The organism is Streptococcus mitis (assembly GCF_902159415.1).
In the GTDB taxonomy this organism is placed as follows: Bacteria; Bacillota; Bacilli; order Lactobacillales; family Streptococcaceae; genus Streptococcus; species Streptococcus mitis_BG.
Genome location: NZ_CABGJU010000003.1, coordinates 58,294 through 77,079, shown reverse-complemented (window position 1 = coordinate 77,079; position 18,786 = coordinate 58,294). Strand labels below are relative to the sequence as shown.

12 protein-coding genes are annotated in these 18,786 nt (G+C 41.5%); 2 read left to right on the top strand and 10 right to left on the bottom strand.

All coding sequences use genetic code 11. The features are described 5' to 3' along the window. Positions 1–72: 72 nt before the first annotated feature. From FN031_RS07995 to FN031_RS07970, 6 genes are all read right to left on the bottom strand, one after another. Positions 73–993, bottom strand: a complete 921-nt coding sequence (locus FN031_RS07995; protein WP_142559214.1) for a carbohydrate ABC transporter permease — start codon at positions 991–993, stop codon at positions 73–75. 13 nt (positions 994–1,006) lie between these two features. Then, positions 1,007–1,936, bottom strand: coding sequence for an ABC transporter permease (locus tag FN031_RS07990; protein ID WP_142559213.1), 930 nt, complete (start codon positions 1,934–1,936; stop codon positions 1,007–1,009). Positions 1,937–2,145: 209 nt separating this feature from the next. Continuing rightward, complete coding sequence (locus FN031_RS07985; RefSeq protein ID WP_142559212.1) at positions 2,146–4,026, bottom strand: beta-N-acetylhexosaminidase; 1,881 nt, start codon at positions 4,024–4,026, stop codon at positions 2,146–2,148. Further along, positions 4,020–4,889 (bottom strand): ROK family protein, encoded by an 870-nt coding sequence (locus FN031_RS07980; protein WP_142559211.1) that lies wholly within the window; start codon positions 4,887–4,889, stop codon positions 4,020–4,022. The genes FN031_RS07985 and FN031_RS07980 overlap by 7 nt, the downstream gene beginning before the upstream one ends. 84 nt (positions 4,890–4,973) lie before the next feature. Next, the gene (locus FN031_RS07975; RefSeq protein ID WP_142559210.1) at positions 4,974–7,619 is read right to left on the bottom strand and encodes an alpha-mannosidase; all 2,646 of its coding nucleotides are present in this window, start codon (positions 7,617–7,619) and stop codon (positions 4,974–4,976) included. A gap of 76 nt (positions 7,620–7,695) precedes the next feature. Next, entirely contained in the window at positions 7,696–8,976 is a 1,281-nt protein-coding gene (locus FN031_RS07970) for a glycoside hydrolase family 125 protein (RefSeq protein WP_142559209.1), read from the bottom strand. Between the two features lie 169 nt (positions 8,977–9,145). On the opposite strand from FN031_RS07970, the gene FN031_RS07965 reads away from it, so the two are divergent. Together FN031_RS07965 and FN031_RS07960 are read left to right on the top strand one after the other, a co-directional pair. Continuing rightward, positions 9,146–11,230, top strand: coding sequence for a GH92 family glycosyl hydrolase (locus FN031_RS07965; protein WP_142559208.1), 2,085 nt, complete (start codon positions 9,146–9,148; stop codon positions 11,228–11,230). Positions 11,231–11,657: 427 nt separating this feature from the next. Then, entirely contained in the window at positions 11,658–13,106 is a 1,449-nt protein-coding gene (locus FN031_RS07960; RefSeq protein ID WP_142559207.1) for an APC family permease, read from the top strand. A 107-nt stretch (positions 13,107–13,213) separates the two neighbouring features. Here FN031_RS07960 and polA read toward each other — a convergent pair whose 3' ends face one another. The 4 genes from polA to dnaB form a co-directional block, all read right to left on the bottom strand. After that, positions 13,214–15,847, bottom strand: a complete 2,634-nt coding sequence (polA, locus tag FN031_RS07955; protein WP_142559206.1) for a DNA polymerase I — start codon at positions 15,845–15,847, stop codon at positions 13,214–13,216. A 64-nt stretch (positions 15,848–15,911) separates the two neighbouring features. Next, positions 15,912–17,054, bottom strand: a complete 1,143-nt coding sequence (locus tag FN031_RS07950) for an SH3 domain-containing protein (RefSeq protein ID WP_142559205.1) — start codon at positions 17,052–17,054, stop codon at positions 15,912–15,914. Positions 17,055–17,150: 96 nt separating this feature from the next. Further along, complete coding sequence (locus tag FN031_RS07945) at positions 17,151–17,423, bottom strand: Veg family protein (protein WP_075565140.1); 273 nt, start codon at positions 17,421–17,423, stop codon at positions 17,151–17,153. After that, on the bottom strand, positions 17,420–18,778 hold the full coding sequence (gene dnaB, locus FN031_RS07940; protein WP_142559204.1) for a replicative DNA helicase: 1,359 nt from the start codon (positions 18,776–18,778) through the stop codon (positions 17,420–17,422). The genes FN031_RS07945 and dnaB overlap by 4 nt, the downstream gene beginning before the upstream one ends. Positions 18,779–18,786 lie beyond the last annotated feature (8 nt).

Below are 18,786 nucleotides of genomic sequence, written 5' to 3'. Positions count from 1 at the left end.
CAATTTTAATGAGTAACTTTTCTTATGATGAAAAGTTAGATAGGGTAGAGAAAGCTTGTTTCTCAGTGTCTCTTATTCTTTAACACCACCGATAGTTAAACCTTTTACAAAGTAGCGTTGGAAGAATGGATAGAGAATCGCAATCGGAACAGTTGCAACTACAACCATAGCCATACGTCCTGTTTCTTTTGGTAGGGCAACTGCAAGTTGTCCAGACATACCAACTGACTTGGCAATGTAATCCATGTTGTTTTGAATTTGCATGAGCAAATATTGCAATGGATACAAGTTATCACTCTTGATGTAAAGAAGTGCATTGAACCAGTCATTCCAGAATCCAAGTGCTGTCAATAGTGTAATCGTTGCGATACCTGGTAGTGAAAGCGGCAAACAAATCTGGAAGAAGATCCGAGCCTCGCTAGCACCATCAATACGAGCTGATTCGAGGATTGCTTCTGGGATGGTCTTCTTGAAGAAGGAACGCATCAACATGATGTTGAATGGTGATAGAAGCATTGGAACAATCAAGGCCCAAATGGTATCACCAAGGTGAAGCAACTGAGTTACCACGATGTAACCTGGTACCAAACCAGCATTGAATAACATACTAAGCAGTGCGAAGATTGTAAAGAATTTACGATACTTAAATGTTGAACGTGAGATGGCATAGGCGTAAGTTGTAGTAATAAAGACGTTTGTCAATGTACCGACAACTGTCACAAATACTGAGATAAAGAGCGCTTGTAAAATTTTATCTTTGAATTGAGCCAAAAACTCAAAACCATCTAATCCAAACTGTGATGGGAAGAAGCTATATCCATATTGAACAATACTCTTCTCATCTGTAACTGATATAATGATAACGAAGATAAAAGGCAATATACAAGAGAAGGCCAGCAAACCTGATATGATACTGAAGAAGATGTTTGCTTTTTTTCCGAAGGAGTGTATGCCAACATTATCAATTTTTTCTTTTTGAATTTTTTTTGCCATATGCTCCTCCTTTCTAGAATAGTGCCGAGTTAGGATCAACACGTCTTGCAAGCAAGTTTGATAGGATAACCAGAATCAAACCGACAACTGACTGATAGAGACCGGCTGCTGAAGCCATACCAATATCTGCTGTCTGAGTCAAACCATTAAAGACATAGACGTCCAATACGTTTGTTACACTATAGAGCTGACCAGCATTGTGAGGGATTTGATAGAAGAGACCGAAGTCTGCACGGAAGATGTTTCCGACTGCAAGGATGGTCAATACTGTCACAAGTGGTGTCAACTGAGGAATCGTTACGTTGCGGATACGTTGCCATTTGCTAGCACCGTCCACTGTTGCTGCTTCGTAATAAGTTGGATCAATACCCATGATGGTTGCGTAGTACATAACACTACTGTATCCAAACCCTTTCCAAATACCTAGGAAGAGGAGAAGATAAGGCCAGATACTGATGTCAGCGTAGAAATTAATCCCCTTCATGCCAAGAGCTTCCAAGGTGTGGTTAATAAGCCCTTTATCGATATTTAGGAAAGCATCTGTAAAGAAACTGATGATAACCCAAGATAGGAAGTAAGGAAACAACATAGAGGTTTGGTAGATTTTAACCATTCTCTTAGAGCGAAGTTCACTAAGGATAATGGCGATACCAACTGACACAATCAAACCGATAAAGATAAATCCAAGGTTGTAAAGGACAGTATTTCGAGTGATGACAAAGGCATCTTTTGAACTAAATAAGAACTTAAAGTTATCTAGTCCAACCCATTTACTATTTATAATACTGTGGATGAATCCCTCACCAGTCATATGGTAGTCTTTAAAGGCAACCACATTCCCAAAAACTGGAATGTAGAAGAATAAAATCAACCAAATTGTTCCTGGTAAAACCATTAAGAGAAAAATCCAATTATCTCTTAAAGTTTTTGAAAACTTATTCATAATTTCCTCCCTTTTTATTTTTCTAAAGCTTCATAATCTCACATTTTTAGATTTGATAACGTTTACAAAAATAGTATACTCTTATTTTTAGGACAGTTTAAACTACAAATTATAGAAAAAACTCCACAAATTATTTTATGTGGAGAAATTTTGTTTATAAAAGTATGTTTCACGAGAAACACCCTACTTCATACAGGGTGTTCTAATCTTTATGTTGTATAGATTGTCGAAGCTGTTGCAATGGTATGCCACTGGTTGGCTGTTGTTGCTGCGAAATCCTTATCTGCATAGAAATCATTAAATGGTAAAATGTCTACTTCTAGTTCATCAATACGAGAAATTTCACCTGATAGATAGTTTTCGATGCGGCTTTCTGCTCGCTTAATCCGTTGCAAGAGTCCTCCCATACGGATATCGACCGTATCCAAGCCAAAGACCTTGTTTTCTTTCAACCATTGGTGGCTAAAGAGGGCATGGAAATTTTCAATCTCGCTTCTGAGTTTTGGCAATTCTTCCCGAGCGATTTGTTTCAAGCTGTCTTTATCATCTGCTTGATAGGCTTGACGAATGCGTCGTCCTACATCTACTTTACTACTTAAAATAGTATTCAACTGAGTCTGAGTCTCAAAGAGATAAGCGTAGATGCCTGCTCTTTCTTTAATGTCTGACAGAATCTCAGCTGCTTGGGTAAAGTGGGGTTTGTCCTGTTCAGGTGTCATGTGCTTGTCAAGAATTGGGCAGAGGATATCCTGATAAAAGACATAGCGATTAGGATTGATACCACTTAGATTTCCTGGTAGATTTGGTAAGAGGTTTGCAAGATCAAGCTGCATAAAGTCCTCAACTGATAGACCTGTATTGGTCTTGAAATGAGCAGACAAACGCTCTAAATCATTTCTATAACTGAGTTCGGCCCAGATTTGCAAACTAGGTAGAATAGAGAACTGAGCTGTTTCGCCACCGTTATCTCCCCAACCAGTCACAATAACCTCTTTAATCTTATTGACACGGCAGGCTTTATTTGCCTCAATAGCTACTAGACGGCTGAAATGATTATGTGGCGTGAAACCAATCCACTTCCAAGCACCACCTGCAAAGGCGATATCCTGACTAATCTTGTGGTGGTTACCGAAGTTACGGTTGTATTTTTCTTCGCTATCCTGATAATAATCCCAGTAAACCAAGGTCACACGGTCTTTAAGACGGTCTAAATAAACACGAGTTTCCTCTGGAATCTCAACCTCACGGTCATACTGGCCATCTGCTGACATGAGCTTGAAGAACATATCGCTCCACATCTGGCAGTGGAAACCATACTTATCGGCAATATCCAACACCCGCTCCAAGTGTTGACACATGAGGAGACTACGATCGACAACACCGTTTAGGATGAGGTAGCGTCCCAAACCAACCAAGTGGGCTTCGTCCATCCCAATATTGACCTTGCGAGTCTGCAGTTTAGATAGGGTCGCAAACATGCCGTCAATTAGGTCGTAAACTTTTTCTTCGCCGATGAGGAGAATGTCCTCTACATCACGGAGTTCTTGCACTTCTTTGACACCCCATTTGACGAAGGCTGATAAGTGGGCCAAGGTCTGAATACAAGGAACAAAAGTCATATCAAACTGCTGGGCATAGGCTTCGATTTCCTGTAACTCTTCAGCTGAATAAGCCCCCCGGAAATAACCAAAGTATGATTGTCCCTCGATTTGATAGGTATCTTCCATGTAGAGTTCAAAGGTTGAGTAGCCCATCAGAGCCAGAACTTCAATCATCTGCTTGGCAGATGCAACATTTAACACTGCATTTCGAGAACAGTCTGCCATGTAGGCTAGATCTTCATAGGCGGCCTGCTCCTCAATCTCCACCTTGTCACCTTCTGCTAGAGCCGTTGCTAGCACTGATAAGGCGCGATAGAGTTGGTGAGGTTTACGATAGGTCAGTTGATACTGTCCGCCCTCACCCTTGATAGAAATAGAGGCTTGATCAGACTGAGCGACTGCCACTTCTACATCTGGTAGTGAAATGTGATTTTTTAATACTTCAATAGCTTGTGCTTGTTTGGGACTAAGTCCTGTAAAACTTACCATTGGTTTTCCTCCTGTAACCAGTTAACAAGGGCACCGTAGAGATTGGCATCTGCCTGATAGGTGCAAGCTTGAATCACTGGAGCAATTGTATATTCTTCATAATTTTCGACAAAAGCATCTACTGCTTTTTGCACACCTCTAATAAAATCTGGGTTCTGACTGATAGAACCTCCTAGACTAATGACATCTGGATCGATGAGGTACTGGATATTGAGTAGCCCTTGAGCTAGGTTACGATTCATGCGCTCAATAGCTTCTTGACAAAGGACATTGCCTGCTGCAGCTTCTTGGTAAACCTTACGGCCATCCCAGTCGGTCTGACCAGATTTTTCAATCACGTACCGAACCATGTTTCCTGTAGAAGCTAGTAGCGACCAGTTGTTTAGTTTTTCAGCTGGTTCGATAGTTGTCATGTAACCAAACTCTCCACCCAAGCCATGACGACCTCGGTGTAGTTTCCCATTGATAATCATAGCCCCACCAATACCTGTACCAATGACGACACAGGCTGCATTTTCAATCTCAGGATGAGCTAGCAGTTCACTAAGTCCAACACAGTTGGCATCATTTTCTAGATGGACAGGGAGTTGGTGATGAGCAAGGGCCTCATACCATGAAAAACCATGGATATAAGGAATGGCACTAATCCCCTCAATCACACCTGTTTCTTGATTGACCGCACCTGGCACACTCATTGCAATTCCGCTGTAGTCCTGTTCTGACAAGCGTTGATCCAACCAAGTTAACAGATCTTCTAGAGTTTCTGGAGTTGGGGTACTGGTCTTATCTAAAATCTTTCCATCAGGAGTTAGACTGGCAAACTTGATACCTGTCCCCCCGATATCAATCGCTGCAATGGTCATTGCTTTCACCTGCAAAAAGGAGCGAATCAGCAGTTGGTTCTTACTTTTTCGCTCCTCCTTTCTGTTTATGTTTACTTTTTAAAATTAAATTTCTTCTTTTTGAATCAATTCTGTACGAATTTCAAGTGGTGCCAATAGTCCGGAATGGACTGGATATGGACGTTCCAGCAAATCAAGAATTGTTTGTTGTTTTTCAGATATACGCACATTTTCTTGACTCATATTGTAGTAACGAAGAACATAACCTTCTCCATTTTCAGCTACCTTAAAGGCTGTTGGGCAGACTTGTGGTATGCTAAGCGCTGGATGGTTGAAAAGACTACCAGTAGCTGCAACACTACCCTCTTGTTTTGCAACTTGAAGAGCTGTAAAAGGCACTTGGAAGGCTTTAGCACGACGGAAAGCAGAGAAGCGTTCGCCTGCCTGGTGACATTCCACAGCAAATTCTACTTCGACATCACGCAAGCACTGAGCTTCTGGTGTTGGGAAGTAGCCCCAGTCACCTAGCTCACCTGAAGCACGAAGAATCGTCACTGCAATGGTGTCATCTCCAAGGATTTCGTATTCGTGCAATCCTTTATTTGCTACAGTTACAGCCTTTTCATCATCATAAAGACTGACAAAGGCTTGTTGGTGTTGTGGATTTTCTGGATTTTCCCAAGAGGCTGCTGGTTGATTTGGCCGTGTCACAACTTCATAGATACTTTCAGAATCATTGCTTGGACGAGTGTTATGAGTTTTCACCAAGAGACGAATGCGGTGGTCTTTGGCTGTATTAGTAAAGCGAGTCTTGAAGCGAATCTGTGGATTGTCCACAAAGATAGTCATTTCTGTTTCAAGAGGAATGGTTGTCAACTCTTCTGAACGACCTGCATCTCGTTTCATGAACTCGATGATACCTCTTTGTTCTGCATCCAATTTTTCATCTGCGCTAACTGGAATAGTCAAGTCATGTTTGAGCAATACCTTAGCATAGCGAGCATTGTTTTCTAGGACATCGTATCCTTTGAGTTCTGCATAGATTGGATCAGTTCCTTTTGGTTGGAAGTAAATGTACTCGTTACCAATATCTCCACGGTCCTCGAATTGGATGAAATCTTCGTAGGCTTCGTTTGTAGTCTTGTCATAGACTGTGATTCCTTCATCTACACTCACTGTTACGAATGGTGTATCAATGACTCCATTTTGGTAAATACCATCGCGGCCTTCTCCCTCGCCTTCAACCAACTGGAAGCTTGCCCAAGAAAGAGCTGCTAGGTGAACTGGAAGTGTCACGCGCACTTGACGAGCGATACGAGGTTGACGGAATTTGTCTTTTGGAAGGTCATACTCAAAGTTTGCTCCCAAGTCTTCAATTTTAGCTTCGACCACACGGCCATCCAAATCTTTTACATGGTAGGTTGGCAAGGTCAAGGCTGCCATCTTTTTGTAGCCTTCAGTTGGGTATAATTCTTTGAACTCACAAGTAACGACGTCGAGTACCGTGCTAACAGTATCTACCTTGTCATGCAGACTCGTGTTGATGACAGTAAAGAGGTAGTCGCTCTCAGCATTTTGAGTTGCCAATTTCCCCTTCCATTCATTAAGAAGGTTACTCTTGACAAAGTTTCCGACTTGGTTGACCTTGGCAAAACGAACTTCCATTTCACGGTGAACTTCGTCGATGCTACATCCACAGATACTATCGTGTGGTGCATTCTGCAAAAGAACTTTCCAAGCATAGGTTAATTGATCTTTGTGGTTATGTCCACCAGTGATAATGGTCAAAGGTTCCACGACCTGCTCTAACAAGTTGCTATTTTCTTGAAAGGCTTGTTTGAGGTAAATACGGGATGAAGATGTGTTGGCAAGAGTGTACCAACCATCTGTTTCTTGGCTAGTCAACTCACCTGTGACCGTTGATAGGTGTTCAGGAAGTGCACTTTCCACTGCTTGGACATATTCGTCAAAGGAGCTATGAATAAAGGTCACGTCTGGAAAGAGTTCGTTTGCCACACGAATCGCTTCGCTAATATTTCTCTGTACAGGCTGATGGTCACAGCCGTTCATCATCAACCATTGGTTGGTCGATGCATAGTCACGGACGTCTGCTAATTTTTGCTTCCAGAAAGCCATGGCCTCATCTTTATCCACTGGAATTTCATTCCCATTACTGTACCAGTTAGCAAAGAGAATACCAAGCACACGGCTACCATCAGCCCCCTGCCAGTACATTTCAGAAAATTGAGAGGTGAACTGTTCATCTTCAAGGACTTGATTGTCAAATCCGATTGGCTTGACACCGCGACCAAAGGCTGCGACGTGAATCCCTGATTTTTGAAGGATTTGAGGAGCCTGCCCCATATTTCCAAAGGTGTCTGGGAAGTAACCGATCTGAGTAGATTTGCCCCATTTAGCACATTCCGCTTGTCCAATCAAAGTATTGCGGACGTTAGCTTCACTGGAAATCAAGTAATCATCCTGCAAGATATAGAAAGGCCCAATCTTCAATTTGCCTTCATCGATATAACGCTGCACCTTGTCACGGTTTTCAGGGCGAATTTCTAAATAGTCATCAATGACGATGGTTTGCCCATCCAAGTGGAAACTCTTGAACTCAGGATCATTTTCGAAAAGATCAAAAAGATCATCAAAAAGTTCCACCAATTGCATGCGGTGACTTTCAAATGGTAGATACCACTCACGATCCCAGTGACTGTGAGAGATGATATGTACAACAACATTTTCCATGAGTAAAACCTCATTCTAACTTAAATTTAAAAATAGATTTGTGATTCTTTGCAAGAACCTATTGAGCTAAGGCTCATTAGCGAATATCTAGGTAATCTAAGACCAATTCGCAGAACATCATGTTGGCCCATGAGAACCATTCACGAGAGTAGAGAGTCGGGTCATCTACGTGGAAGCTTTCATGCATAACACCTGTTCCGCCATCACAGGCAACTAGTTGGTCTAGCAAGAATTTTTTCTCAGCTTTATCTGTAGCTGTTAAGCCTTGAATTGATAGGGCAATCGGCCAGATATAACGATAGAAGGTATGAGAGCTTCCGAGACCGCTAGCGTATTCTCCTTGGTAGAAGTAGGGATTTTCCGGACTGAGAATGGTGCGACGAGTTGCTTGATACACTTCGTCATTGACATCACAGTAACCAAGATATGGAGCAGCTAACAAACTTGGTACATTAGGGTCGTCCATGATGCTAGCATTTCCTAAACCGTCTACTTCAAAGGCATAGATCTTCTCGCCCTTGCTGTTAGTCGTGTAGGCGTAATTTTCGATTCCTTCTTGGATTTCAGCTTGCAGGCGTTTTGCATCTGCAATGATACTCTCGCTATCAGCCAGATTCAATTCTGCAAAGATTTCTTGGACATAACCTAAGACAACCACTGCAAACATATTCGACGGAATCAAGTAGCTATACTGACAGCAGTCATCACTTGGACGAAAGGCTGACCAGGTCATTCCTGTCACGGCAAAGTCAGGACCAAAGCCGTCATTAACCAAGGTATCTTCCTTACGATCGGTATCACGGACGAAACGGTATGGTGAGTTATTGTGGTCTTGTTCCACCGTCCAGAGATGGAGAATCTCCTTGGTTGCTGTAACAAAAGTTTCATCAAACTGGCTAGTCTCACCAGTTTCTTTCCAAAGGAGATAAGCCAACTGCAATGGATAGCAAAGCGAATCTACTTCATACTTGCGTTCCCAAATCCAGCCATTGAGATCTGTATGGTCTGTTTCGTGGTGACCCTTCCAGTTTTCCTCAATATTAAAAGAGTTAGCATAGGGATCCTTGAGAATCAAGGTCATCTGACGTTTGACCAAACCTGCAATGGTCTGACGTAAACGAGGATCTCTTTTTGCCACATGAAGGTATGGTCTAAGCTGAGCAGTCGAGTCCCGAAGCCACATAGCTGGGATATCCCCAGTCAGTACAAAGGTCGAGCCATCTTCTAAGATTTCAACTGTATTGTCTAAAGTATCTGTATAGCAACGTTCAAAGACATCAACCCATTCAGGATGTTCCTTGGCGCGCTCCGCTACCTCATCTAGCCACTCTCTGACAATTTCTTTTGAATATACCATAATGTATTTTACCTCTTTCAAACAAGATTCATTTTCAGTATATAGCTTTTAGCCCAGAAAATATATACACAAATGATAGTCATTTTTCTACAAAATTGTTATATTTGAAACTCCTTTTATAAAGGCTAAATTTTCTGATATAATGTAGAAAACAACTAAAGGATATTCTATGAAAACGATACTTGAAACCATTGATACGCGTTTTGGAACAGCTAGTAAACATGCATTTTCACGAGGAAATACACTACCATACGCTGGAGTTCCTTTTGGGATGAATTACTTTGTTCCACAAACTAGTGATCAGGAAGGATCTTGGTTTTTTGATCCCCATCTTCCTATATTTCAGGGTATTCGGCTAACCCACCAGCCTAGCCCTTGGATTGGCGATTATTCTTGGTTGCTACTGACTCCTGTTGCAGGAGAAATTAGCGGCGACACGCTCTTCCATCGTCAGTCTTCTTATAACCTTGATCGTGCTATTTTCAATCCCCATTATCTCAGAATTTTTTCTGAGCGTTATCAGATTGAAACCCAACTCACACCTACTTGCTATGGGGCTTCTATTCAACTAAGACAGATACAAGGCAAGAAGCTCTCACTCTATCTGCATGCAGCTGATGATTTATCATTAGAGCAAGTAGATGAGCGTACTGTCAGCCTTGGTCAAAGCGGATTAACCGAAACCAACAAAAGTCCCCTCGTCATGTTTACTGCTCTCGCATTCTCTACAGATATTCTATCTATCTATCAAGTGGGGCAAGACTGGCGTATCGACTTGGCTGGAGCAGAAGCTCTAGTTCAACTAGCTACTTCTTTTATTTCTAAAGAACAGGCCATCTTTAATCTGCCTAGAAAAGACTTTGAAGAAACGAAGTCAGAGACTAAAGCAAGTTGGGAAGACCTTCTAGGCCGTTTTGATGTCGTGGAAACTGGCTCTGTAGACCGAACATTTTTTGATCACTGTCTGTATAGACTCTTTCTTTTCCCACAAACCTTCTATGAGGTAAATGAGCAAGGCGAGACTATTCATATGGACCTTGCTTCAGGAACGATCAAGCCTGGTCTACTCTATACCAACAATGGTTTTTGGGATACCTTCCGCACTTCATTCCCACTCTTTGCCTTGATTATTCCAGAGCACTATCGTCAGTTTCTTGAAGGTTTCCTCAATAGCTATCGAGATACCGGGTATCTCCCTAAGTGGCTAGCTCCTGACGAAAGAGGAATGATGCCTGGGACTTTGATTGATGGCCTACTAGCAGATAGTGCCTGCAAGGATATGGCACCTGAGTTTGAAGAAGAATTTCTCAAAGCCATGATTGAAACTGCTACTAAGGCAGATCCAAAAGCTATCAACGGGCGACACGGCCTAAGCCAATACCAAGAACTGGGCTATTTATCCACAGACTACCACGAAAGTGTCAGTCATACACTGGACTATGCTTACAGTGATTTTTGCATCTCTACCTGCGCAGCAAAATTAGGTCAAGAAGAGCTGGCTCAAACCTATGCTCAATATTCTAAAAACTATCAGAATCTATTTGACTCTGAGACGGGTTACATGAGGGCGCGTGATGTAGATGGCAACTTCCGTCCTGACTTTTCTCCCTATAGTTGGGGTCGTGACTACGCTGAGTGTTCAGCTATTCAAGCCAGTCTCGGTGTCTTACATGACATTTCTGGACTTAGCCAACTAATGGGTGGAAAAGAAGCCTTTAGCAACTATCTTTTGAAAGCTTGTCAAAGTCTCCCACTCTTTGAAACGACGGGTTATGGCTATGAAATCCATGAGATGAGCGAGATGGCAACAGCACCATTTGGTCAACTAGCTATTTCAAATCAACCAAGTTTCCATATCCCATATCTTTTCCGCTATAGTAATGTTCCTCAATATACCAGTCTTTTAATCAAGACTCTTCGTCAAAGAGCCTTTCGAGCTGGCTGGGATGCCTATCCAGGAGATGAGGATAATGGTAGTCTGTCGGCATGGTATGTATGGTCTGCTCTCGGACTTTACCCAACCTGCCCAGGAAAAGCAAGTTATGACCTTGGAGTTCCGCTCTTTGACCACCTTCGTGTCTATCTGGCAGAAAAAAATCAGTGGTTGGATGTTCGTACTCAACAAAATCATGAACACTTCCACTTTGTCCAAGACTGTCGACTGGACGGAAAAGAGAAACAAAGCATCAGCAATCAGGAATTGCTCAATGCTCAGACTCTTGACTTTACCCTCAGCTGGTTGCCAAAGCATTAATAACCTAACCCCTTTGTCAGACGCAAAGGGGTCTTCTTATCCATATAAAGTTATCCACAGACTGTGAATAACCTTCAACTTTTTTTCGGAAAAGATTTTCAAGTTCTTCCAAAATATCTTTCCAATCCAAGTTCATAGGATGTACAAGAGAATAAAGTCTATAAACCTTGTCCTAACAAGGTTTATAAAAGATTGATTTGTTTCCTACTCTATAAATTTCGTCTCTCTTTTTCCTATTAAAACTATAAAGAGACAGTTGTTGTTGATACCTTGAGTTATCCACAAGTTGTGGATAAGTTTTTCTCAACTAAGCAACCCTAGTGCCTATCTGTTAGTTGGTTTTTACAATTTTTATAGTAAATTTTAAATTTTGTTAGGCGCTTTCAAAAAAACATGATATACTAAAATTATCAGAAAAGGAAACATTATGAAAAAAGATCAACACCAACTTAATTGGCTGATGGTATCTCTGATTGCCTTCAACATGGTTTGGGGGCTAGGAAACGTCGTCAACAACTATTCTCAACAGGGTATTTCAGTAGTCGTATCTTGGGTTTTAATCCTCGCACTCTACTTTATCCCATATTCACTCATCGTCGGACAACTCGGTTCTACTTTTAAGGAAAGCGGAAGCGGTGTTAGTGACTGGGTTGAAAAAACATCAACCAAACGTCTAGCCTACTTTGCTGCTTGGACCTATTGGGTTGTTCACATTCCTTACCTCGCACAAAAGCCTCAAGGAATCCTGATTCCGCTCGGATGGGCCTTACAAGGTAACGGACAATTTCTAAAACAGATTGACATCCACTGGATTGTTATTCTCTGCTTACTTATCTTTGGACTTTTCCTCTACCTTTCTACAAAAGGATTGACAACTCTTAAAGTCATCGGTAGTTTGGCAGGAAGTGCCATGTTAATCATGTCTTTACTCTTTGTGCTTTTAGCTGTCGGTCTGCCTTTCATCAAACCTGACATCCAGTTTGCGACGCCACACATGGATCAACTGAGCACCTACATTCCAAACTTTGATTTTTCTTATTTTACAACCATCTCACTACTGGTCTTTGCAGTTGGTGGTTGTGAAAAAATTTCCCCTTATGTGAATCAAACTCGCAATCCTGCAAAAGAATTTCCAAAAGGTATGATTGTGATGGCAATCATGGTAGGTCTCTCTGCTGTCCTCGGATCAGTTGCTATGGGAATGCTATTTGATGGTAATAATATCCCTGAAGACCTCATGCGTAATGGTGCTTATCAAGCCTTCCAGATGTTAGGAAATTATTGGGGAGTTGGAAATCTCTTTGTCGTAATCTATGCTCTTACAAACATGGTCGGACAAATCGCGGCGCTTGCCTTCTCTATCGACGCACCATTACAAATCCTACTCAATAACGCTGACGAAAACTACATCCCAAGTTGGCTTCGTAAACGGACTGAAAAAGGTGTCCTCATTAACGGTTACCTCCTTACAGGCGTCCTCGTTAGCCTTATCATCATCCTTCCAATTTTTGGTATTCAGGAAATTGACGGACTTGTAAAATGGATGACCAACCTCAACTCTATTGTAATGCCAATGCGTTATCTTTGGGTATTCCTTGCCTATATGATGCTCAATCGCGCTTGGAAAACATACAAAAATGCCGAATACAAGTTTGTTAACAATCCTAAACTTGGCTTTGTTATCGGTACTTGGTGCTTCCTCTTCACTGCCTTTGCTTGTATCCTAGGTATGGTTCCAAAAATTAGCTATGCTGAGAATCCAACTGCTTGGCAATTCTCTCTTCTTACAAACATCTTGACACCAATTATTTTGATTGGTTTAGGTGTTATTCTACCAATCCTTGCAAAAAAAGAACAAAAGAAACAAGTCAAATAATCTCTACTATTTGCTAGATAGTTCCACTTTTGTCTTTTCCTGAAAGAAAAATCCCCTTCGAACAGTAGCGTTCAAGGGGATTTCTTTTTGTCTAATAAGCCATTTTTTTATTTGGCCTCATACCAAGTCACACCTTCATTTTCATCAGCAATCAGTGGCACACTGAGTTGAATGGCTTCTTCCATGGTTTGTTTTACAAGTTTTTTAATAGCTACCAATTCTGACTTAGGCACTTCAAGAACAATTTCATCGTGCACTTGTAACAGCATCTTAGTTTGATAACCACCTGCTACCAAGGCTTTATCTAGCTGAATCATGGCGATTTTGAGAATATCTGCAGCCGATCCTTGAATAGGTGAATTGATAGCTGTACGCTCTGCAAAACCACGAATGTTAAAGTTACGCGAATTGATATCTGGTAACTCACGACGACGTTTGAAGAGAGTCTCCACATAACCCTTATCACGCGCCTCACGAACGACTTCATCCATGTAATTTTTGATACCAGGGAAGCGTTCAAAGTAAGTATCGATGTATGCTTTAGCCTCTTTACGGCTGATACCTAGGTTATTGGATAAACCAAAGTCTGAAATTCCGTAAACCACTCCAAAGTTGACAGCCTTGGCATTGCGACGGTCGTTTGGAGTCATATCTTCAGGACGTTCAATTCCAAAGACCCGCATGGCTGTCGAGGTATGGATATCAGCTCCCTCTTGGAAGGCCTTGATTAAGTGCTCATCTTTAGAGATATGCGCCAAAACGCGCAATTCAATCTGTGAGTAGTCAGAGCTGAGAAGGACACTATCCTCCCACTCTGGCACGAAAGCCTTACGAATGAGGCGACCTTGTTCCAAGCGAACAGGAATATTTTGCAAGTTTGGATCCACACTAGACAGACGCCCTGTCTGAGTCAAATCCTGCACATAGCGTGTATGAATCTTGTCATCCGCTAAAATCCAATCCTGCAAGCCAATCACATAGGTTGATTGAATCTTAGCAATCTGACGATAATCTAAAATTTTCTTGACGATTGGGGCAATAGGAGCTAAGCGCTCTAACACATCCACTGCTGTTGAGTAACCTGTCTTGGTTTTCTTGGTGTATTCGAGAGGGAGACCTAGCTTTTCAAAAAGTAGTTCCCCCAACTGCTTAGGCGAGTTGATATTAAACTCCTCACCAGCCAATTCATAAATCTCTTGAGTTAGCTTTTCAATGACAAGCTCATTTTCAGCTTGCATCTCGAGTAGAGTTTCTTTTTTAACCTTAATCCCAGCGATTTCCATCTTAGCAAGAACAAAGGCCAGAGGCTGCTCCATATCATAGAGAAGGTCTAATTGTCCGTTTTCACTCAATTTTTCAAGTAAGACAGGCTCTGTCTCAACCAATACAGCAACCTTACGAGCTAAGTGCTCCAAGAATTTCTCTCTCTCAGGGATAGCTTTCTTGACCCCCTTGCCGTAGAAGGTTTCATCATCAACCAAATAAGTTTGGCCGTAAAGACTAGCGATGGTTGAAATTTCATTATTCTCGACAGTAGAGAGAAGGTATTTGGCCAAGCGACTGTCAAAAGCAGGCGCCTGCAAATTCAAACCAAAACGATTTAAGAGAACTTTAGCTTTCTTAAAATCATATACTTTCAGAGGTGTTTTTTCTAGAAATTCCTTGAGAATCGAATCCTGCAGAAGTTCCAATTTATCTGTAGCATAGAGCTTGTCTCCACAAGACCAAGCAAAACCAACCAAATCATCTGTGTGGTAGTTTTCACCAAAAAGTTCAAAGTGGAAGATGGAGTCGGCACTCAGCATATCTTCACTCACCTTGTCCACCACGGTGAAATTCAAAGTCTCAGTTTGATTAGCCTGAGAAGCATTCAAAGCTTGTTTGAGCTGCTTAAAGCCCATCTCATCGTAGAATTTACCTAAACTTTCTACATTGGGACCACTATAGACCAAGTCATCTAGGCCAATCTCAATCGGTGACTTGGTATCAATGGTCGCTAGTGTTTTAGACAAAAAGGCCTGTTCCTTGTCGTTGACGAGATTTTCCTTCATCTTGGAAGCCTTCATGCCATCGATATTTTCATAAATACCTTCGAGCGAGCCATATTCTAACAAGAGCTTGATCCCAGTCTTTTCACCAATCTTAGTGACGCCAGGGATATTATCTGACTTATCTCCCATGAGTGCCTTAAGATCAATAAACTGAGCTGGGGTAATTCCCATCTTTTCCATGAGATATTCTGGTGTAAAGGCCTCAAACTCCGCCACACCTTTCTTAGAAATCTCAACCACTGTATGTTCATCCGTCAGCTGAATCAAGTCCTTGTCTCCACTAACGATCGTCACATCAAAAGAATCCTTTTCAGCCAAGCGACCAAGAGTTCCAATGATATCATCCGCCTCATACTGAGCCAACTCATAATGGCGAATTCCAAGATGGTCTAGCAACTCACGAATGAAGGGGAATTGCTCCCGAAACTCATCTGGTGTCTTAGCACGACCACCCTTATATTCTGCATACATCTCTGTACGGAAAGTCGTTTTCCCCGCATCAAAAGCAACCAAAATATGACTCGGTTGAACACGCTCCAGTAGGTGATTTAGCATCAGATGAAAACCGTAGATTGCATTGGTATGTAGTCCATTGTCATTTTTAAAACGATCCAGTTGCTGGTAAAGTGCAAAAAATGCTCGGAAAGCAACTGAAGATCCATCAATCAATAATAATTTTTTCTTGTCCATACACCCATTATAAAGGAAAGCAGGGAAAAATACCATTGCCAAGAGTTAGATTATCGATCAAGGCTTATTGGGACGCTTGTTCTACTCGTGCACCATTGCTGTCAACTTGGAACCCATCGATAGTCGTATCTACTGCCAATTCTCCAGATGCATTCACGTAATAATATTTCTCTGAAACCTGGAACCACTGATCTGTTTTCATAGCTCCTGAGTTTTCAAAATAATACCAAATGCCTTTGTCCTTCAACCAACCCGTCTGCATTTCTCCAGATGATTTCAAGTAGTACCACTTGGAACCGTCTTTTAGCCAACCTGTTCTCATGGCACCACTTGTTTGGAAATAGTACCAACTTCCATTTATCTTTTTCCAACCAAGCGATACCTTCCCATTTTCAAAGTAGTACCAAGTTGTCCCCTGTTTTTCCCATCCACTCTTAGAGGTGGCTGTTTTAGTTAGCTGGACATATCTTCTACTACCAGTTCGGGATAGATAAGAAAGCCATTTATAGCCATCTTTTTCAAGAGTCTGATCGTAATGAACACTTTCTCCAGGGTAATAATAGTCAATAATCGCAGCTTGTTGTGATGGCTGGTTCATAATAGCAGCTTTTTCTGTAAACAAATGAGTCCCAGGAACCCCAAGGAATGGAGATTTAGGGACACTAGGAGCTTTACTCGTACCTCCCAAATCCTTAAAGTGAATGAACCCTGTCATTGAACTTGCTTTTATCGTCCGACGATTATACTTACCTGTATATCCATAGTTGTATTCTTCAATTTCAATCATATCACCAAAAACATTAGAAACCCATGCAACGTGGCCATAGTCTCCGCTTCCGTCCCATGCAATTGAACCAATTGTCGGAGTCTTGTCCACACGATAACCTTCTCGTTGAGCACGATAGCCCCACTCTCTAGCGTTTCCATATGCTGGAGGTAACTCAAATCCATTGGCGTTACTTAAGCGAAAAGCAGCGAAAGAAGTGCATTGTCTAGAGTATAGACGCCATTTATCAATGTCTTGGCTTCCATTTTTATAGTAATGAGGGTAATCATCTCCTCGTGCTCTAGATGCTTGGGCTAGTTGGTTAGCCTGAACAGATCCGGCTCCAAATAAAAAAACACCTGCCAGCAATAGAGAAGCTGTTCTTACAGTAGCTTTTTTTAGAGTAATTGCCTTATTATTTCCTGCTTTAGTAAATGTCATTCATTCTCCTTTAGTGATATAAATTTTTGAGGTTAGCCTCAAATAACTTATTCGGGAGAAAAAGAAAAAAGTGGGAAATTTCCCACTTTTAGACGATTATTCCTCATCCAAGTATCGAATCAAGTTCTTTTCGGTTAAGATATCTGAATAGGTAAAGGATTCAACATAGACATTAGCCTGCTTATCTCCTTCTACATTGCCAAACTCAACGATAAAGAGTGATGGATACACTTCTATCAATTTTCCTAACTTATTCTTTTGACGTTTACGACCATTTTCTAAGGTCATCTCAACTACTTGTCCTTCATGCGCCTTGATTTCTTCTTTTATTTTTTTCATCTTAGCTACATCTGTAAATGCATCTGTCATCTTTGTTCCTCTCTCTTTGAAATACTTGAAAACTTATTATATTCTTTCTGGAAAATTAACTCAACTGTTCCACGAGCGCCGCTACGGTTTTTCTCGATAATAACTTCTATCTTGTTATTCGGATGACTTTCTTCTTCTTCGCCGCCGCGTTCATAATAGTCATCTCGATAGAGAAAGGCTACGATATCCGCATCCTGCTCGATAGACCCAGACTCTCGAATATCTGATAATACCGGCCTTTTATCTTGACGTTGCTCAACACTACGTGACAACTGACTAAGTGCAATGACTGGAACTTTAAGTTCCTTTGCTAGAATTTTTAACTGACGTGAAATCTCAGAAACTTCTTGCTGTCGATTTTCTCGACCAGTTCCTGTAATTAACTGCAGGTAGTCAATCAAGATCAATCCAAGATTGCCTGTTTCCTGAGACAATTTTCTGGCGCGTGAACGAATCTCCGTGATTCGAATCCCTGGTGTATCATCGATATAGATACTTGCTTTTGCAAGATTACCTTGAGCAATCGTATATTTGCGCCACTCTTCCTCAGTCAATTGCCCTGTACGGATAGAGTGAGACTCTACCAAACCTTCGGCAGCCAACATACGATCGACCAAGCTCTCTGCCCCCATCTCAAGGGAGAAAATGGCAACGGTTTTGTCTAGCTTGGTGCCAATATTTTGAGCAATATTCAAGGCAAAAGCCGTCTTACCAACCGCAGGACGAGCTGCTATAATAATCAACTCTTCCTCGTGTAAACCTGTAGTCATATGATCCAAATCTTGATAACCAGTAGCAATTCCTGTAATATCAGATGTTTGTTGTGAGCGAGTTTCCAAATTTCCAAAGTTTAGGTTTAGGATATCACGAATATTTCTAAACCCACTACGATTGGCATTTTCGCTAACATCAATCAAGCCCTTTTCTGCCTGAGCAATAATTTCATCCACAGGACTAGACGCTTCATAAGCTTGATTAACAGAATCTGTCAATTTAGCTATCAAGCGACGAAGCATGGCTTTTTCTGCCACAATTTTTGCATAGTACTCAGCATTGGCAGAGGTTGGCACAGAGTTGATGATTTCAACAAGGTAGGACAGACCACCAATATTTTGTAAATCATTCTGATTATCTAAAATGGTACGAACAGTTGTTGCATCAATTGCTTCGCCACGATCAGACAGATCTACCATAGCCTGAAAAATCAAACGGTGAGCGTACTTAAAGAAGTCTCGAGAATCAATATATTCTCGAACAAATACGAGCTTACTTTCATCAATAAATATAGCTCCCAATACAGATTGTTCTGCCAAAATATCCTGGGGCTGAACTCGTAGTTCTGCTACTTCTGACATCAGACTTT

What these genes read in the sequence shown, in the direction of transcription:
- FN031_RS07995 (WP_142559214.1), bottom strand. Translation starts at nt 993, where the DNA reads ATGGCAAAAAAAATTCAAAAAGAAAAAATTGATAATGTTGGCATACAC.
- FN031_RS07990 (WP_142559213.1), bottom strand. Translation starts at nt 1,936, where the DNA reads ATGAATAAGTTTTCAAAAACTTTAAGAGATAATTGGATTTTTCTCTTA.
- FN031_RS07985 (WP_142559212.1), bottom strand. Translation starts at nt 4,026, where the DNA reads ATGGTAAGTTTTACAGGACTTAGTCCCAAACAAGCACAAGCTATTGAA.
- FN031_RS07980 (WP_142559211.1), bottom strand. Translation starts at nt 4,889, where the DNA reads ATGACCATTGCAGCGATTGATATCGGGGGGACAGGTATCAAGTTTGCC.
- FN031_RS07975 (WP_142559210.1), bottom strand. Translation starts at nt 7,619, where the DNA reads ATGGAAAATGTTGTTGTACATATCATCTCTCACAGTCACTGGGATCGT.
- FN031_RS07970 (WP_142559209.1), bottom strand. Translation starts at nt 8,976, where the DNA reads ATGGTATATTCAAAAGAAATTGTCAGAGAGTGGCTAGATGAGGTAGCG.
- FN031_RS07965 (WP_142559208.1), top strand. Translation starts at nt 9,146, where the DNA reads ATGAAAACGATACTTGAAACCATTGATACGCGTTTTGGAACAGCTAGT.
- FN031_RS07960 (WP_142559207.1), top strand. Translation starts at nt 11,658, where the DNA reads ATGAAAAAAGATCAACACCAACTTAATTGGCTGATGGTATCTCTGATT.
- polA (WP_142559206.1), bottom strand. Translation starts at nt 15,847, where the DNA reads ATGGACAAGAAAAAATTATTATTGATTGATGGATCTTCAGTTGCTTTC.
- FN031_RS07950 (WP_142559205.1), bottom strand. Translation starts at nt 17,054, where the DNA reads ATGACATTTACTAAAGCAGGAAATAATAAGGCAATTACTCTAAAAAAA.
- FN031_RS07945 (WP_075565140.1), bottom strand. Translation starts at nt 17,423, where the DNA reads ATGACAGATGCATTTACAGATGTAGCTAAGATGAAAAAAATAAAAGAA.
- dnaB (WP_142559204.1), bottom strand. Translation starts at nt 18,778, where the DNA reads ATGTCAGAAGTAGCAGAACTACGAGTTCAGCCCCAGGATATTTTGGCA.